The following is a 16,069-nucleotide window of genomic DNA, read 5'->3' as shown; positions in this document are numbered from 1 at the left end:
CTAGGAAAGCCAGGATGGAAGGCGGGAAACAGCACGGCCGGTCAGCGCACTTTCCACGCATTCGGCAAGGCTGCCGAAGCGCACTGCGCGGCCGCTGAGGCCGGGACCGTAATGGGCGTATTTGCCGGAATTGGTCATCAGGGTGCGGGTTTTCGTCGGAAAGACCGGTTCGGAGATGGAGCACCAACAGAGATCAGGCAATACCTGCACGCCGCTGTCGTGCAGGCTTTGCAAAGTGCCGTCCCGCTCTGCTGCGTCGATGACCTGCTGTCCGGCGGTAACAATGACGGCAACATTCGCATGGCGTTTGCGACCGGCGAATGCAGCCGCGAGCGCGCGGCATTCCTCCAGCGAGGCGTGCGGGCTGCCGATGGCGACGAGTTGCACATCCTCCGGCCCCTCATTGAGAAGCGACCAGCCGGCGGCCATATCGGCAAGCGAGATGATGACGGTGTCAGCCGTCTCATTCGGAGCCAGCCCGGCTTCCGGTGTCACGCCCTCGATGTGCAGCATCGGAGCGGCGGACGTTGTACCGAAGGCGGCGCAGAGCGCCTTCAGATCATCCCGCGAAGGATTGGCAGCACTGAGACCTCGCAAAAGTGGAATGCAATCGGGTGCAACCTTGCCGGCCAGATAACCGACGAGCGGCCAGAAGGCGTCGTTTATGCCCTGTGGCAAAGCGACATCAACGATGCGCTGTGGGCGGCGGTTTTCCTCCAGATAGACGCCGGAAAGCGGCGTCCTGCCCGTAAGCGCAATGCACAGATCGAGAAAATCCGGATGTTTGGCGGTGCGCGCACCGAGAACCGTATTGGCGAAGATCACCGCATTCGATTCCGCCCAGGCGATCATGTCGCCGGCCTGCGGCGCGCTGTCGAGCAGGTAAGGCGAACAGGTGAAGGTGGGCCGACAACCCATGCGCACATAAGCATCCGCCAGCCTTGCGGCCGGATCGCCGAAATCCTCCGGCACTCCCTGCGTCCGCCAGTTTGCCTTGTCCACCGAAATGGCGTTCATCGTCGTTGGCACACGCACGCCTGCGCCCATCTCCGCCATTTTTTCCGCGAAAGTGAGATTGGCGGGGCTGGCATAGATGCAGCCGTCAATATGGCCCTGCGTGACATCCACAAGCGCTGATGCTCCCTGCTGGGCGGCCATGGCGACGATGATCCGCATCGCCTGCTGCACGGCAATGCCGTCGCGGCCTTCGAGCATTGCCCGATCATCACCCTTGAGATCGAGATGTGCCGTCGCCGACGGCGCGATTACGAGGGAAACGCCATCGGCCTCGATGATCTTTTCATCGATACGGACATGAGCGGCTTGAGAAAACCGGGCGAAACTCTCCGCGTCGAGGCGCAGCACCGGCAAAGGCCTGCCAAACATTTCGGCGGCAATCAGCGCGCCGAGCGTCAGTACGTCTTCGGCCTCGCAGAAAACCAGCGCCGAGGGCGCACGGCCCGTCACGATAAGATCCAGCAACACGCCCGAACCGGTGCAGGAGCCCCGGCTCGACGGCATGAACAGCACGCCGCCGGTGAGACGGACGCCGTGCAGCGGGTGGTGCACGTCGATAACCTTGCCGGTGGCGGGATCGACCCCGCCCCAGAAGCTCAGCGCCTCGCTCGTGGCAATCACCGCGCCTTCAGCCGCACCGGCCAAGATGCTGCGCGCCTGAGGAACGGTTGTTGTCGAAACGGAAGAAGACATTGAAAATCCCCGTCAGAAACGTTGCGGCGAAAATGCCCTTATATCGATGACGGGTTTTTGCCCCGTCAGAAGATCGGCGACGATGCGGGCCGTGCCCGCCGATTGCGTCAGCCCCAGATGGCCATGGCCAAAAGCGTAGACCACGCGCGCCGTGTGCCGCGCCGCCCCGATCGCCGGCAGGCTGTCCGGCAGCGATGGGCGGAAACCCATCCATTGTTTGCCGCCTTCAGTTTTCAAGCCCGGCAGGAAGCTCGCCGCCTTGGCCAGAAGCGCCTCCGAGCGGGTGAAATTTGGCGGCAGTTCAAGCCCACCCAGTTCCACCGCGCCGCCGACGCGAATGCCGGTAGAAAGCCGCGTGACGACGAAACCATGACCACCGAAGGTCACTTGTGTGCGCAGATCGAAGGCACCGGACGGAAGTGTGGTATTATACCCCCGTTCCGTTTCCAGAGGAATTTTTTCCCCAAGCGAACGGGCGATGCGATGCGAAAAAGCACCCGCCGCCAGCACGACCCTGCCGGCTTTGCGGGTTCGCCCGTCATGGCTCACCACCTCGATACCATCTTCCAGCGGTCTGAGCGCTGCGATGTCGAGGCGCTCGAAACGACCACCGATGGTGCGGAAATGCTCGGCAAGGGTCAGCGTATAAAGCTTCGGATCGGCAATGGAATGCCAGCCCGGTGTAAACGTGCCGCAGGTGAAACGCGGCGCGATGCCAGGCTGTATATCGGCCATCTGCTCGGCGTTGAGATGCCGGAACTCGATGCCGTGCCGCTCGCGCGCCTTCCAGCCGGCAAGCGAGCTTTCGAATTCTGCCTCGCTTTCATAGACCTGAAGGTTGCCCTCCTTGCGCAGCATGGCGATCGTATCCGTCTTTTTGAGGAAGGGTTCCAGCTCGGATTTCGAAAGATCCATCAGCGCCGTCTGGGCAGCGGTGGAATGCTCTACCCTGGAGGCGGCGCAGGCCCGCCAGAAACGGAACATCCACGGCGCGATCTTCAGCGCATAGGCCGGCGGCACGCTGAGGGGACCGAGAGGATCGAGAAGCCACTTCGGCGCTTTCCAGAGAATGCCCGGCGATGCGAGCGGCAGGATATCTGTGAAAGCGAAGGCACCGGCGTTCCCTGCGGATGCGCCCGACGCCGGACCTTCGCGATCGATGACAGTGACCGAAAGACCGCGCGTCTGCGCCGCGATTGCCGCCGAAAGGCCGACAACACCGGCCCCTATGACGATGACGTCGTTTGCAGGCATTACCGCACGCTCGACAGGAATTTCTGCGTTTCGGCATGCTGCGGCGCACCGAAAAGCTGATCCGGCGTGCCGATTTCCGCCATCACGCCCTGATGAAAGAAGGCGACGCGGTTCGACACATCACGTGCGAAGGCCATTTCATGGGTGACGCAGATCATCGTCATACCCTCGTCGGCCAGCATCTTCAGCGTATCGAGCACTTCCCCCACCAGCATCGGATCAAGCGCGGAGGTGACTTCATCGAACAACATATATTCCGGCGACATGGCGAGCGCACGCGCAATCGCCATACGCTGCTGCTGTCCGCCGGACATGCGGTTGGGATAGACCTTCAGCTTTTCTGCCAGCCCCACATGGGTCAGTTGTTTGACCGCAATTTCCTCGGCCTGCTCTTTCGAGATGCCCAGTACCTTGCGTGGCGCCAGCATGACGTTTTCCAGCACCGTCAGATGCGGAAAGGCGTTCCATTGCTGGAAGACGATGCCGACCTTGCGGCGCAGCTTGTTGAGGTCGGTCGATCTGGCGTGCACCTCGGTGCCGTCAATGACGATCTTGCCGCTGTCGATCGGCTCAAGGCCATTGATACAGGTGAGTAACGTCGACTTGCCGGAGCCGGAACCGCCGATGATGGTGACAACCTCGCCGTTGTTGACGGTCAAGTTGATCCCTTTCAGAACCTCCAGCGGGCCGAAGGATTTGCGGACGTTTTCGATCTCAATCATTGGGGGACCACCGTCTTTCGAGATACCCGCCGAAACGGGCGATGGGGAAGCTGATAAGGAAATAGATGGCGCCGCAGATCATAAGAATGGTCAGCGGTTCCTGCAGGCGGGTGACGAGGATCTGCGAGGCGCGCAGAAGCTCGATAAGGCCGAGCCACAGCACCAGCGCAGAATCCTTCATGACGCCGAGCGTCAGGCCAATCCACGAAGGCAGCGACACGCGGGTCGCAAGCGGCAGCACGATGTAGCGCATGTCCTGCGACCAGGTCATGCCCAGTGATCGGCAGGCGCGTCGCGTATTGGACGGAACGGCGCCGATGCCGCCACGCACGATCTCCGTGCAATAGGCCGCCGTATAAAGCGACAGTACCACGCAGGAAGTAGTGAATGGCGGCCAGCCGAGCTTGGCGATCGACTGGAATGCGTTGCCGAGCACCAGCTGGATGAGCAGCGGTACGGAGCGGAAAATATCCAGCACGAAGGTCAGCGGCAGGGACCAGTAGGACCCGAGCTGGAAACGGATGACGCCGAAGATGATCCCCATGATGGTGCCTGCCGTAACGGCGACGGCGGTGACGGCAAGTGTCATCCCCGCACCCTTGGCAAGGAAGGCGAGATCACTCCAGGTGAGAGCGGTTTCAAACATGGCGCACCTCTCTCAGTAACGGAACAGACGCCAGGCCAGCATTCTGGCGGCGAGGGTGACGATTTTGGCGATCACGTAATAGATGACCGCAGCGAGCGCAAAAAATTCGAAGGTGCGGAACGAGCGGGCGTTCAATGCCTGCGTGACGCCGGCAAGATCCGTATTCATGCCGACCGTGACGCCGAGCGAGGTCATCAGGATCGCCCATACCATCTGGTTTGTGGCGGGCAGAAAGGCGACACGCAGCATCTGCGGCAGGATGATGAGACGGAAGGTCTGCATCGACGTCATGCCGAGCGAACGGCCGGACCGCGTCTGCGTGTCCGGAATGGCCTTCAGCGCACCGCGAAAATTCTCCGCCAGATAACCGGCATTGTTGAAGGCGATGCCGGCCAGAAGCGCCGTAAAGGGGCTGAGGTGGATGCCGAAATTGCCCAGGCCGAAATGGGCCATGTAAATCTGGAACAGCGCCGGTGTGTTGCGCGCAATCTCCACCCAGACGGCGGCGAAAGCACTGAGAATGCGGTTGCCGGAGAGCCGGAACAGCGTCAGCACGATAGCGAAGGAAAGACCGATCACCATCGACAGAATGGCGATCTGCAGCGTCACCACCGCACCGTCCAGAAGCTGCGGCAAAGCCTTCAGCGCCTGATTCCAGTGGAATGTGTAATTGAACATACGCTCTCACCTTTCAGAAACGATCAACGGCGCGGTCATGTCGACCGCGCCGTTTACGAAAAATCCTGATCAGCGATAAACGCCGTTGACGGTGAGCGAGGGAACTTCGCCGCCAACCCATTTCTCATAGAGTTCGGCGTAACGACCGGTGCGAACCTGCTGGTTGATGAAGAGGTTCAGGTAGTTGATGAAGCCGTATTCGTCACGGTTGGTGAAGAGCGCGACATAGTCGATGTCATAGGGCGCCTTGCCGACCACCGAGATGCCGGCGAATTTGCCAGTCTTGACGTTGGCCTGCGCAACGGTCGAGGTGGACACGGTGGCGTCGATCTGGCCCTGGCTGAGGGCGAGGAAAACATCTGCCTGCGTCTGGTAGGGACGGAACTCACCTACGCCCCATTCATTGACGGTCTTTTCGAGCGCAATGGCTTCGAAAGTTCCGGCAGTCGCGCCGACGGTCTTGCCCTTCATGTCCTCGAAGGACTTGACGCCGGACTTGTCGTTGGCGGTGACAGCCATTTCGAAGGCGAAGTAAGGCACGGTCATGCCGACCGTCTTAGCACGCTCCAGCGTATCCGAGGTGGAAGCGACACCGACATCGACGCGGCCGGACATCAGCGCCGGAATGCGCTCGGGGAAAGGCGTCTCGACGATTTCAGCCGTGACGCCGAGCGCCTTGGCAAGATCGTTGCAATAATCGACATCGAAGCCGATCGGATTATTGGCGTCATCACGCGCGCCCATGGGCGGGAAATCGAGCACGACGGCGCAACGCAGCGTGCCGGACGAAATGATGTCGTCAAGCTTGTCGGCCTTGGCCGGAGTGATAGCGAAAGCGGCGGCCAGCAGGCCGGCGACGATGATCGATTTTTTCATTGTTGATTTGCTCCCAGAATTGCTCTGCCGTTGAAGGCGCGGTCACTATTTCCCCACGGGAGCTATAAATCAACCTAAAAATACAACTAGTATACAAAAAGAATTTTTTGCGTTTGCGAACGGATTGTTGCGACACGCAAGCTCCGCAGATCAACTGCTTGATATTAAGGGTCGATCTATTTTCCCTGCTCTTGCCGTCGCCGTTACCAGGTAGCGGTCGGCGCGGTGCCGCTGGATCGATCTTTGCCTGATTTCGTGGCGCCTGCGCCCGCAACGCTATCACCCCGCAAGAATGAAATGACGGGATCTGGGCCGACGCTCACTTCAGGCAAGATGCCGAAAAGACGAGTTGCAATCGATTAGCCTTTGTATACTTTATGTATTCAAAGTGTGCGAGCCTGATATTGGAGGACTATGATGAGCGACACCACCATCCTGACAATCGACGGGCTTCTGGAGCGGGTCGAGGCGATTTTCCGCAAGGCGGGGCTGAATGCCTTACAGGCGGGAGCGCTTGCACGCGTTATAGTCGCCGGCGAACGGGACGCCTGCAAGTCGCACGGTATCTATCGCATCGAAGGCGCCCTGCGCACCGTCAAAGCGGGCAAGGTGAAACCCGACGCGATACCGGAAGTGGCCGAGGACGACGGCACGGCCATTGTGAAAGTCAACGCCAACGGTGGTTTTGCCAACCCCGCCTTCGAGCTTGGCCTGCCGGTTCTGGTGGAACGGGCGAAACGCTCAGGCATCGCCGCGCTCGTCATCAATGATTGCACGCATTTCTCGGCGCTTTGGCCGGAAGTCGAAGGGCTGACCGCAAACGGTCTAGCGGGCCTCGTCATGTGTCCGAGCTATTCCACCGTCGCCCCAACGGGCGGCAGCAAGCCGCTGCTCGGCACCAACCCCTTCGCCTTCGGCTGGCCTCGCAAGGACACTTCCCCCTATGTTTTTGATTTTGCGACATCTGTTGCGGCGCGCGGCGAGATAGAACTGCACCGGCGTGCGGGGAAATCCTTGCCCGAAGGCTGGGCAATGGATGCCGACGGCAACCCGACGACCGACCCGGAGGCTGCGCTTGCCGGCGCCATGCTTCCCTTCGGCGGCCACAAGGGCTCGGCCATCGGCACGATGATCGAGCTTCTCGCGGGTATCATGATCGGCGACCTCACCAGCCCCGAGGTGCTGGATTATCTTGGCACCACGGCGCTTGCACCGTTCCATGGGGAGCTGATAGTTGCATTTTCCCCGGAAGCCTTCGCCAAGGGCCGCCCCGGCGATCCCTTCCAGCGGGCTGAAATCCTGTTCGACGCCATCATCGGCCAGGGCGCCCGCCTGCCCTCCGGCCGCCGCTTCACCGCCCGCGCCAACTCCGAAAGCGAAGGCATCACTCTCACTGCCGCCGAAATAGCCGGGCTCGACCGGTTGCTGGAAAAGGGACTGGACGCGATCTCCTGACCGTGTTGGGTGCGGAAATAAAAAGAGCCCGCGACTGCGGGCCGTGTGGATGACAAAGTTACCCCGCCTTTTTGCAGCTTCGTAGCATCCCACTCCGTCACCCCGGACTTGATCCGGGGTCTAGCGCGATCAAGTCCTTGATCGCGAGAGACTCCTTTCACGGCGCAGACGCGCCGTGGCTGGATGCCGGATCAAGTCCGGCACGACGGAAGAGAGCAATCAAGCGTCATAATACGCAAAAAGGCCCGCAAGCGCGGGCCTTTTCACTGCAGAAAGTAATCAGGCTGCCTTGCAGGCCTGCACCGCGCCCGGAAGCTTGCTCCAGTCGGCGTACCAGCTGTTGAACAGCTTGAACTGCGTCTCGACATAACCGCGCTGGCTGTCGCTCAGAGCATCGGTCTCGTTGAAGTGCAGCGTGTATTCCCCGTCGCCCTTCAGCACCATCATGTGCTTGAAATAGAGAACCAGATCCGGGCCTTCATCGAAGGAGGAGAGCACGGCCAGCGCCTGCTCCAGTTCCAGAGCACGGTGCCTGGCATCCGCATCGCCCTTGGCGGCGGCCTGCGACAGCTTGCAAAGGTGGATGACTTCCTTCGGCAGAACATTACCGATGCCGGTGATGGCGCCGGTTGCGCCGCAATTGACGAAGCCGTGGAAAACGGCGGTATCGACACCGATCATCAGGGTAACTTCGTCATCACGGCTTGTGATGTTTTCAGCGGCGTAACGCATATCCGCCGGACCACCGAATTCCTTGAAGCCGACGAGGTTCTTGTGTTCGGCACGCAGGGCGAAGAAGAGATCCGCGCGGGTGGCGAAACCGTAATAGGGGCTGTTGTAGATGACCGCAGGAGTTTCGGGAGCAGCCGCAAGAATGGCCTTGAAATGCGCCTTCTGGGCGGCAATGACCGAACCGCGGGAGAGAACGCGGGGAATGACCATCAGACCCTTTGCACCAACCTTCTGGGCATGGGCGGCATGCGCGACTGCGGACGCCGTGTTGACCGCGCCGGTGCCGACGATGACGGGAATGCCAGCCTTCACCAGACGCTCCACGCCTTCCATGCGCTGCTCGTCCGTCAGAAGCGGCCAATCACCCATGGAACCGCAATATACGACGGCCGACATGCCGTCGGCGATCAGTTCCTTGCCCTTGCGGACAAGCGCGTCGAAATCGGGTGTGCGATCATCCTTGCAGGGGGTCATCAACGCGGGAATCACGCCGGAAAAAATGCTGGCCGTCATTACTAGCTCCTAAGGACATGTTTTTCGGGAATGGACGCACGTCCGCGCCACCCTTTCGACAAGGACATTACAATATTGTATTTTATTTGTCGACAAGAATTCGACAGGCTACAGCTTTATTTCCAGGCGCTCATTGCGTACCAGCAATTTCTGCACCTGCTGCACGATCTGTTCGGCGTGCTCGCGGGCCAGTTTTTCGGAAAGGGCGGTGTCACGCGCGGCAATCGCCGCAATCATCTCGTTATGATCATCAACGAAACGCTTCGGCAGGCGGTCATCATAGGACTGGTAGTAGAGCCGCAAAATGCGCCGCCCCTCATCCAGCAGGCGCTTGAACAGCGTGGTGAAATAGGGGTTTCGTCCAGCTTCCGCGATGGAAAGGTGAAGTGCGGCATTGGTAGAGATCATCGCCAGCGCATCCTGCGCTTCCACCGCAACGGCGAATTCCGCCTGATGAGCGCGGATTTCCGCCAGATCTTCGGAGCGGTGATATTGGGCAGCCAACTGCGTCGTGACCCGGTACATCAGCACCAGTGCATCAAAATAGGTATGCATGTTGAGGAAATCGATGTTCGACACCATGGTCGAGCGGTTCGGCAACGTATCGATCAGCCCCTCACCCGAAAGTCGCACCAGCGCCTCGCGAATGGGTGTCCGTGACATCTTGAACCGTTCGGCAAGCTGCACTTCGTCGATGGGGCTGCCGGGCGGCAGGACCAGATCGAGAATCTCGTCGCGCAGCAGATCGTAGACCATCTTCACGCCGGAGCCACGCTTACGCTCGGCAGAAGCAATTATATCCGTCATAACCAAATCCCTCTTGTCGACATAAAGAGTACTATTATATTTTTTTGTTATCAACGCCGCGTCGCGGCGCTGCCAATTCGAATGGCGGAATAATTGTTCAAAAATAACAAAAAGCCGTCGCGAAAATTACCCGCGACGGCTTCAACCATTCAATTTGCGACGTAGGCGCGTTCAACAGCACCGACTTGAGGACTGGGTCTCAGTTACGCAGACCGGTGGCCACGACGGAAATCTTGAAAGCACCGTCCAGGGTTGGATCAAAGGAGGCGCCCATCACCACGTCGGTCTCCTCGCTGACAGCCTCGCGCACCAGCGTCATCGCCTCGTCGATTTCGTATAGTGTCAGATCATTGCCGCCCGAGATGGCAACGAGCGCACCGCGCGCATCCTTCAGCGACGGCTCGCCGAGCAGCGGGTTGGCGATGGCCGCCGCTGCCGCTTCCGAGGCGCGTTTTGCACCCTTGGCCTGCGCCGTGCCCATAAGCGCGCGCCCGCCATTCTTCATCACGTAACGCACATCGGCGAAATCGAGATTGACCAGACCTTCGCGCAGGACGAGATCGGTGATGCAGCGCACGCCGAGCGACAGAACTTTATCGGCCGTCTTCAGGGCGTTTTCGAAGGTGGTGCCTAGATCCGCGATGCGCAAAAGGTTCTGGTTGGGGATGACGATGACGGTATCGGCGGTGTTGAGCAGGTTCGCGAAACCGTATTCGGCAGCGCGCATGCGGCGCGCACCCTCGAAGCTGAACGGCAGCGTGACCACGCCAACGGTCAAGATATTCTTCGCACGGCAGGCTTCCGCAATGACGGGTGCAGCGCCCGTGCCGGTGCCGCCGCCCATGCCGGCGGTGATGAAGCACATGTCGTAACCGTTCAGGTGATCCATGATCTCATCGAGCGAATCGATCGCCGCCTGCCGGCCGACTTCCGGGTCCGCCCCCGCTCCCAGCCCACCGGTCAGTTCGGAGCTAAGCTGCACGAGCCTCGGTGCGTTGGTTTTCTTCAGCGCCTGCGCATCGGTATTGGCCGCGATGAAATCAACACCGCTGATGCCCTCGGCGATCATGTTGTTGATTGCGTTGCCGCCACCGCCACCAACGCCGATGACAGCGATATTGGGCGTGTTGCGGGCGATCGGAGCGCGCGGAGACTGGGTCATCGTTTTATTCTCTTTCTAAACTCATAGGGTCTCGCGCCGTTTTTTTGACCTCGGCACTCGAATGATCGGCGACGTTCCGGCGCTTCCTTCCTGGCGAATGAAGGACGCTGTAACGCTTTGAATTTGCAGTGAGCCTTTCGGCCGTTTACGGTAAAAGGCTCGTGCTCCAGGGCGAAGATGCGCTGCGGCGACTGTCTCCGACCCCTTCCCCGGATGAAAACCAAACCGAATCAACTGCTTCGCTATTCACAGGTGATAGCCGAAAAGCCATGTCGTTTACACTCCATTCACCATGTTTATCTCACTTTGGAACGAGTTGCGTCGACAGGTGTTTGCTTGCCAGCCGCGCTAAAGCGCATGGAATGGAGGCAGGTATATGGCCGCAGACGTCTTGCAAATCGAACAGGGTTTCCACACGGCACAACCGCGCGTACTGATCGTGGAGGACGAGTTCCTCATCGCCATGGATATCGAGGATTCCATTCTGCAGGCGGAAGAGGAAGCGAATGTCATAGGCATCGCCAACCGGCTGGACGAGGCAGTAGCAATGGGTAGCCACGCCGATATCGCCTTCGTTGACGTCAATCTTGCCGACGGCCGGACCGGCCCCGAGATCGGGCGGCGGCTTTCGCAGGATCACGGCGTTGTGGTGATTTTCATGACGGCAAATCCGGAAGCCGTCCTCAATCTCGGCATCGGCGCGGGTGTGATTGCCAAACCCGTACCGCAGGATGCCGTGGAACAATGCCTCGCCTACGCGCTTGCACGGCTCGCGGGTACGCGCGCCATAATCCCCATAGGCATGATGGTTTTTGACTGAGCCGTTTCCTGAATGAAAAAGTGAAACAAACGCCCGAGCGCAGGACTTGGTGCTGAAAACAAAAAAGCCTGCCGCGGGAGGAGGTGCGGCAGGCTTTCTGAAAAAATGAACAGCGATATGGGAGGAGGAAACCGCTGTCCCTGGGGCAACCCCTGGGAGGAGGAGTAGGATCGCCCGCATTACCGAAAGGATGTGGGAGGAGGTACATCCGCTTCGATGATTGGAAGATACCATCTTCCTGCGCATTTCACAGGCACAAGCTTGCAGCCCAGACATGCACTAAGCGCATGGCGAATTTCCCGACCCAAAACGTCAATACGAGATGTGCAGCCGCCTAATGCCGGGCCTGTCCCGAGGAGACACGAAAGCGTCTGCGGTTCGCCAAAAACAAAAACGCCCGCAAAGCGGGCGTTAAGGCATTCAAAAGCGACGATATCGCCTTGATTATTTGCCGACAGCGGCGCGTGCGACGCTTGTGATCTGGCTGCGGTCGATACCGAGATCATGCAGTTCGCGGGTGCTCATGCGGCCCAGTTCGTTGATGGTCTGACGATATTTGCGCCAGTTGTTGAAGCTGCGTGTAACGTTCATGACATAACCCTTTCAAGGTGTTGGCGACGTCAGTAACGTTTTCGTTCCGGCGTCCTTCAATGGCTCCTATATGGACCTTGCCGTGCCCAATGAACAGACAGAATAAGGCAATACACCCATGCGCTGGACGCAAGGGTGGCGTCTGAGGTTCCCAGGAAAACAAAAAGCATGGCGCAAATTCAGTCAGATCGCAGGAGCTTCACGCGCCCCGGCCCCTAGAACTTGTAGCGGGCGCCGAACACATTGGCATTCGTCGCACCCTTCATATTGCCCAGCGTCTTGCCACCACCTGAACGATGGTGGAGCCGCCAGAAGAATTCCGTCGAGGAATCCTCGCTGAAGGACACGTTGATTTCCGGGCCGAGATAAAACAGGGCATTGGCATTGCCGTCATCCTTGATTTCCTCCGCCCGCTCACGACCCGGCTGCGCATCCGTCACGAGGCTCAAGCCTGCAGTGAAGCCTGGCGTAATGAACAGCCGCTCCCCAAACCTGATCTCATCATAGCGCGCGACAGGCCCCGCCCAAACTTCGCCGGTGAAGCCTTTGCCAAACCTGACAGCAACCCCGATTTCGCCGCCCAGTTTCACATTGCCGATGCGATAGGGATAAAACTGATAACCGCCCCCCAGAATGGCGTTTCTCTCATAGTGCACCGGAATGAGGGCCGCGCTTTTCAGCATATCTTGCGTGGTGAGAGCGCCCCCAAAACCGAATATCGCCTCGCTCGTTTCCGAGGCCACATCTTCCGAAGAAAAAGACGGCGTCGCGACCAGGGCGATCATGGCTGCCAACGACAGACGTGCGATATTCATTTTTGCTACTCCTGAACATGGCCGCTTACACCCGCCCTCATAAGGGTATTCATGTAAGGCGAACATACCCTTACCGAACACAATTAATTTAACACATCCGGAAATGGACCCAAAACTGGCCTCCGCTGCGGACATGGGCGATATAGGCGACACCAAAAAAAGGCCGTGGATGAAACCCACGGCCTTTCGTCTGTCAACAGGTCTGGCGAAGATCGGGTTACACCGCCCGCGCCCGCTTCACTTCCACCTGCGTCCATTCCGGCAGCCAGTCGCGATGTGCAACGAGAAGGTCGTCCACGAGGGACCAGATCTGGTCAAGATCGAGTTCCGCCGCCGTATGCGGGTCCATCATCGCCGCATGGAAGATATGCTCGCGGTTTTCGCTCATCAGCGCCCGCACCGTCAGCTCCTGCACATTGATGTTGGTGCGCATCAACGCCGTCAGTTGCGGCGGCAATTCGCCGATGAAGGTCGGCTGCACGCCGTTATGGTCGACAAGGCAAGGTACTTCTGCCGCGCAATCGGCCGGCAGCGAGGTGATGCAGCCATTGTTGCGCTGGTTGCCGTAGATCACCGATGGTTCGCCGGTCCAGACCGAATTGATAATGGAGGAGGCATATTCCTTGGATTGCTTGACCTCGATCTTCTCGGCCGAACGATAGGCCGCCGCCTGCCCCTTCCAACGCTCGATCTGCTCGATGCAGCGCTTGGGATATTCATCGAGCGGAATGCCGAATTTCTCGATCAGGTCCTCACGTCCCTCCTTGATGAAATAGGGCGTGTATTCGGCGAAATGCTCGGAGCTTTCGGTAACGAAATAACCGAGCCGGGTCAGCATCTCGTAACGCACCTTGTTGGGGCAGCGGGGGTTCCAGCCCGGTTTGGGTGCGCGGCCTTCGCGATAGCCGCGCACGAGATCGGGATAGAGGTTCTTGTAGCTGCCATCAGGCTGGCGGTGTTCGAACTCCAGGAAAAACGCCATGTGGTTGATACCGGCCGAACGATAGCGGATTTCCTCATAGGGAATATCGAGATCGTGAGCGAGTTCCATGGCCGTGCCCTGCACGGAATGGCACAGCCCGACCTGACGGATCGTCGGGTATTTTTCAGCAATCGCCCAGGTGTTGATCGCCATCGGGTTGACATATTGCAGCATGATCGCGTTGGGGCACACAGCCAGTATGTCCTCGCAGATTTTCCACAAATGCGGCACGGTGCGCAGGCCCCGCATGATACCGCCAACACCCAGCGTATCGGCGATGGTCTGGCGCAGGCCATATTTGCGCGGCACTTCGAAATCGGTGATCGTGCAGGGCTCATATCCGCCGATCTGGAAGGCGACGACGACGAAATCGGCACCGGCAAGTGCCTTTTTCTGGTCCGTGAAGGTCTCGGCTTTCGCCTTCACCCCCAGCGTCGAAATCAGCTTGTTGACGACGATGGCACTTTCTTCCAGCCTTTCGCGGTTGATGTCCATCAGCGCGATGTTGGCGCCCGAAAGGGCCGGACGTTGCAGCACGTCACCGATGATGTTCTTCATGAACACCGTGGAACCTGCGCCGATAAATGTGATCTTGGGATCTCTTGCCATTTCTACCTCCGGCATTTGGCATTCATGCGATTTCAAAGGCGGCCCGGACGAGCCGCTGAGTGTACTCGGTTTTCGGACGGGTCAGCACGTCCTCGACGGGGCCTTCCTCTACGATCCTGCCGCGCTGCATGACGATGACGCGGTGGCAGAGCGCGCGGACGACCTTCAGGTCGTGCGAGATGAACAGGTAGCTTAAGCCCCGCTCGTCCTGCAGCTTGCGCAACAGATCGATGATCTGCGCCTGGACGGAAAGGTCGAGCGCGGAGGTCGGCTCATCGAGCAGAATGAATTCCGGCTCCAGCGCAACTGCACGCGCAATGGCGATGCGCTGGCGCTGGCCGCCGGAGAACTCATGCGGGAAACGCGAGAGGATGCTGCCGGGCATGCCGGCCGCCTCCAGCGCGTCGCGCACCCGCTCCAGCCTTTCGGCCTTGTTTGTGCCGAGCCTGTTGATGACCAGCCCTTCCTCGATTATCTGGCCGATGGTCATGCGGGGATTGAGCGAGGCGAAGGGATCCTGAAAGACGACCTGCATGCGTGACCGCAAAGGCCGCATTTCAGCGCGGGAGCGGCCATTGACCTTCTCGCCATCAAATATGATGTCGCCTGCCACCGGCTCGTTCAGCCGCAGCAGGGATTGCCCGAACGTCGTCTTGCCGGAACCGGATTCGCCGACGAGCCCCAGCGTCTCATGCCGATTGAGGGTGAGCCCCAGACTGTCGACGGCTATGAGTTCCTTCAGCTCCGGTTTGAACAACCCGCCGTACCGCATCATGAAAGAGACACGCACGCCACTCGCCGTCAGAAGGACGCCGGAATTTTCCGGCAGCGGTCTGGCCGTGCCATGCGGCTCGGAGGCAAGGAGCTTTTTCGTGTAGGGATCGTTAGGCGCTTCGAACAGCCGTTGCGTGGTGTTGTGCTCGCGCATCTCGCCATGCTGCATGACGTAGACGTAATCGGAAAACTGCTTCACGATCGTCAGGTCATGGGTGATGAGCACCACGGCCATGCCGCGTTTTTTCTGAAGGTCGCGAATGAGATTGAGGATCTGCGCCTGCACCGTGACATCGAGTGCGGTGGTCGGTTCATCGGCGATCAGCACGTCCGGATCGTTGGAGAGCGCCATAGCGATCATCACGCGCTGCCGCTGACCGCCGGAAAGCTGATGCGGATATTGCTTCAGCCGCGCCTCCGGCTCGGGTATCTGCACCTGCCGTAAAAGATCGAGCGCCCTCGCCTCAGCCTGCTTCCTGCTCAGTTTCGAGTGAACACGGATCGCCTCGACGATCTGGCTGCCGATCGTGTAGATCGGGTTCAGCGAACTCATCGGCTCCTGAAAGATCATCGAGATGCGATTGCCGCGTAGCGCCCGCCTTTGGCGGCCCGAAAATTTCAGAATATTGTCGCCGTTGAAACGCACGATCGCGGATTTCGAAACCGAAGCCCGCTTCGTCAAGAGCCCCATGATTGTGCGGGCCGTGACGGATTTTCCCGAGCCGGATTCGCCGACGATGGCGATGGTCTCTCCCCGGTAAAGCTGGAAGGAGATATCCTTCACCGCCTCTACCGTGCCGTGCTCCACCTTGAAGGTCACGGCGATGTTGCGCGCGTCGATGATGGCGTCGTCGTTTCGATCATCGGCATCGAAGCGGATGGCGGGCGCGTAGGCGTTCTTTTGTGCAGCAACCATGGCACGC

General features: G+C 59.4%; 15 protein-coding genes. 2 read left to right on the top strand and 13 right to left on the bottom strand.

All coding sequences use genetic code 11. The features are described from left to right. The 6 genes from lhpI to QSK43_RS08400 form a co-directional block, all read right to left on the bottom strand. Positions 1–1,710 carry a cis-3-hydroxy-L-proline dehydratase gene (gene lhpI, locus QSK43_RS08425; RefSeq protein ID WP_332303073.1) on the bottom strand — a complete coding sequence of 570 codons (1,710 nt, stop codon included), beginning with the start codon at positions 1,708–1,710 and terminating at the stop codon, positions 1–3. Between the two features lie 12 nt (positions 1,711–1,722). Then, positions 1,723–2,964: an NAD(P)/FAD-dependent oxidoreductase gene (locus QSK43_RS08420; RefSeq protein WP_332303072.1), complete on the bottom strand. Its 1,242-nt coding sequence runs from the start codon at positions 2,962–2,964 to the stop codon at positions 1,723–1,725. Further along, complete coding sequence (locus tag QSK43_RS08415) at positions 2,964–3,686, bottom strand: amino acid ABC transporter ATP-binding protein (protein WP_332303071.1); 723 nt, start codon at positions 3,684–3,686, stop codon at positions 2,964–2,966. Before QSK43_RS08415 ends, QSK43_RS08420 begins: the two co-directional genes overlap by 1 nt. Further along, positions 3,679–4,332 carry an amino acid ABC transporter permease gene (locus QSK43_RS08410; protein WP_332303070.1) on the bottom strand — a complete coding sequence of 218 codons (654 nt, stop codon included), beginning with the start codon at positions 4,330–4,332 and terminating at the stop codon, positions 3,679–3,681. Before QSK43_RS08410 ends, QSK43_RS08415 begins: the two co-directional genes overlap by 8 nt. Positions 4,333–4,344: 12 nt before the next feature. Continuing rightward, entirely contained in the window at positions 4,345–5,010 is a 666-nt protein-coding gene (locus QSK43_RS08405; protein WP_332303069.1) for an amino acid ABC transporter permease, read from the bottom strand. 69 nt (positions 5,011–5,079) lie between these two features. After that, positions 5,080–5,886: an ABC transporter substrate-binding protein gene (locus QSK43_RS08400; protein ID WP_332303068.1), complete on the bottom strand. Its 807-nt coding sequence runs from the start codon at positions 5,884–5,886 to the stop codon at positions 5,080–5,082. 417 nt (positions 5,887–6,303) lie between these two features. Between QSK43_RS08400 and QSK43_RS08395 the strand changes: the two genes are divergently transcribed. Further along, entirely contained in the window at positions 6,304–7,341 is a 1,038-nt protein-coding gene (locus QSK43_RS08395; RefSeq protein WP_332303067.1) for an Ldh family oxidoreductase, read from the top strand. A gap of 279 nt (positions 7,342–7,620) precedes the next feature. Here QSK43_RS08395 and QSK43_RS08390 read toward each other — a convergent pair whose 3' ends face one another. From QSK43_RS08390 to ftsZ, 3 genes are all read right to left on the bottom strand, one after another. Then, positions 7,621–8,586, bottom strand: coding sequence for a dihydrodipicolinate synthase family protein (locus tag QSK43_RS08390; protein WP_332303066.1), 966 nt, complete (start codon positions 8,584–8,586; stop codon positions 7,621–7,623). 108 nt (positions 8,587–8,694) lie between these two features. Beyond that, the gene (locus QSK43_RS08385; RefSeq protein ID WP_332303065.1) at positions 8,695–9,393 is read right to left on the bottom strand and encodes a GntR family transcriptional regulator; all 699 of its coding nucleotides are present in this window, start codon (positions 9,391–9,393) and stop codon (positions 8,695–8,697) included. Positions 9,394–9,592: 199 nt separating this feature from the next. Continuing rightward, on the bottom strand, positions 9,593–10,555 hold the full coding sequence (ftsZ, locus tag QSK43_RS08380) for a cell division protein FtsZ (protein WP_332303064.1): 963 nt from the start codon (positions 10,553–10,555) through the stop codon (positions 9,593–9,595). A gap of 376 nt (positions 10,556–10,931) precedes the next feature. Between ftsZ and QSK43_RS08375 the strand changes: the two genes are divergently transcribed. Then, complete coding sequence (locus QSK43_RS08375) at positions 10,932–11,375, top strand: response regulator (protein ID WP_332303063.1); 444 nt, start codon at positions 10,932–10,934, stop codon at positions 11,373–11,375. A 444-nt stretch (positions 11,376–11,819) separates the two neighbouring features. Here the strand turns inward: QSK43_RS08375 and QSK43_RS08370 are convergent, their stop codons facing one another. The 4 genes from QSK43_RS08370 to QSK43_RS08355 all read right to left on the bottom strand — a co-directional run bounded on the left by QSK43_RS08370 (position 11,820) and on the right by QSK43_RS08355 (position 16,062). Then, positions 11,820–11,966 (bottom strand): DUF1127 domain-containing protein, encoded by a 147-nt coding sequence (locus QSK43_RS08370; protein ID WP_006312411.1) that lies wholly within the window; start codon positions 11,964–11,966, stop codon positions 11,820–11,822. Positions 11,967–12,181: 215 nt separating this feature from the next. Further along, a complete protein-coding gene (locus tag QSK43_RS08365; protein WP_332303062.1) occupies positions 12,182–12,781 on the bottom strand; it encodes a hypothetical protein in 600 nt (199 codons plus the stop codon). A 217-nt stretch (positions 12,782–12,998) separates the two neighbouring features. Then, positions 12,999–14,372 carry an alpha-glucosidase/alpha-galactosidase gene (locus tag QSK43_RS08360; protein WP_332303061.1) on the bottom strand — a complete coding sequence of 458 codons (1,374 nt, stop codon included), beginning with the start codon at positions 14,370–14,372 and terminating at the stop codon, positions 12,999–13,001. A gap of 22 nt (positions 14,373–14,394) precedes the next feature. Further along, on the bottom strand, positions 14,395–16,062 hold the full coding sequence (locus tag QSK43_RS08355) for an ABC transporter ATP-binding protein (RefSeq protein ID WP_332303060.1): 1,668 nt from the start codon (positions 16,060–16,062) through the stop codon (positions 14,395–14,397). Positions 16,063–16,069: the final 7 nt, after the last annotated feature.

The organism is Rhizobium sp. GR12 (assembly GCF_036596185.1).
GTDB lineage: Bacteria > Pseudomonadota > Alphaproteobacteria > Rhizobiales > Rhizobiaceae > Agrobacterium > Agrobacterium nepotum.
The sequence above is the reverse complement of the archived record's forward strand: the minus strand, read 5'-3'. Positions and strand labels throughout refer to the sequence as shown.

Bases quoted from the DNA above. Each gene is read 5' to 3' on its own strand.
- lhpI (WP_332303073.1), bottom strand. From the start codon at position 1,710: ATGTCTTCTTCCGTTTCGACAACAACCGTTCCTCAGGCGCGCAGCATC.
- QSK43_RS08420 (WP_332303072.1), bottom strand. From the start codon at position 2,964: ATGCCTGCAAACGACGTCATCGTCATAGGGGCCGGTGTTGTCGGCCTT.
- QSK43_RS08415 (WP_332303071.1), bottom strand. From the start codon at position 3,686: ATGATTGAGATCGAAAACGTCCGCAAATCCTTCGGCCCGCTGGAGGTT.
- QSK43_RS08410 (WP_332303070.1), bottom strand. From the start codon at position 4,332: ATGTTTGAAACCGCTCTCACCTGGAGTGATCTCGCCTTCCTTGCCAAG.
- QSK43_RS08405 (WP_332303069.1), bottom strand. From the start codon at position 5,010: ATGTTCAATTACACATTCCACTGGAATCAGGCGCTGAAGGCTTTGCCG.
- QSK43_RS08400 (WP_332303068.1), bottom strand. From the start codon at position 5,886: ATGAAAAAATCGATCATCGTCGCCGGCCTGCTGGCCGCCGCTTTCGCT.
- QSK43_RS08395 (WP_332303067.1), top strand. From the start codon at position 6,304: ATGAGCGACACCACCATCCTGACAATCGACGGGCTTCTGGAGCGGGTC.
- QSK43_RS08390 (WP_332303066.1), bottom strand. From the start codon at position 8,586: ATGACGGCCAGCATTTTTTCCGGCGTGATTCCCGCGTTGATGACCCCC.
- QSK43_RS08385 (WP_332303065.1), bottom strand. From the start codon at position 9,393: ATGACGGATATAATTGCTTCTGCCGAGCGTAAGCGTGGCTCCGGCGTG.
- ftsZ (WP_332303064.1), bottom strand. From the start codon at position 10,555: ATGACCCAGTCTCCGCGCGCTCCGATCGCCCGCAACACGCCCAATATC.
- QSK43_RS08375 (WP_332303063.1), top strand. From the start codon at position 10,932: ATGGCCGCAGACGTCTTGCAAATCGAACAGGGTTTCCACACGGCACAA.
- QSK43_RS08370 (WP_006312411.1), bottom strand. From the start codon at position 11,966: ATGAACGTTACACGCAGCTTCAACAACTGGCGCAAATATCGTCAGACC.
- QSK43_RS08365 (WP_332303062.1), bottom strand. From the start codon at position 12,781: ATGAATATCGCACGTCTGTCGTTGGCAGCCATGATCGCCCTGGTCGCG.
- QSK43_RS08360 (WP_332303061.1), bottom strand. From the start codon at position 14,372: ATGGCAAGAGATCCCAAGATCACATTTATCGGCGCAGGTTCCACGGTG.
- QSK43_RS08355 (WP_332303060.1), bottom strand. From the start codon at position 16,062: ATGGTTGCTGCACAAAAGAACGCCTACGCGCCCGCCATCCGCTTCGAT.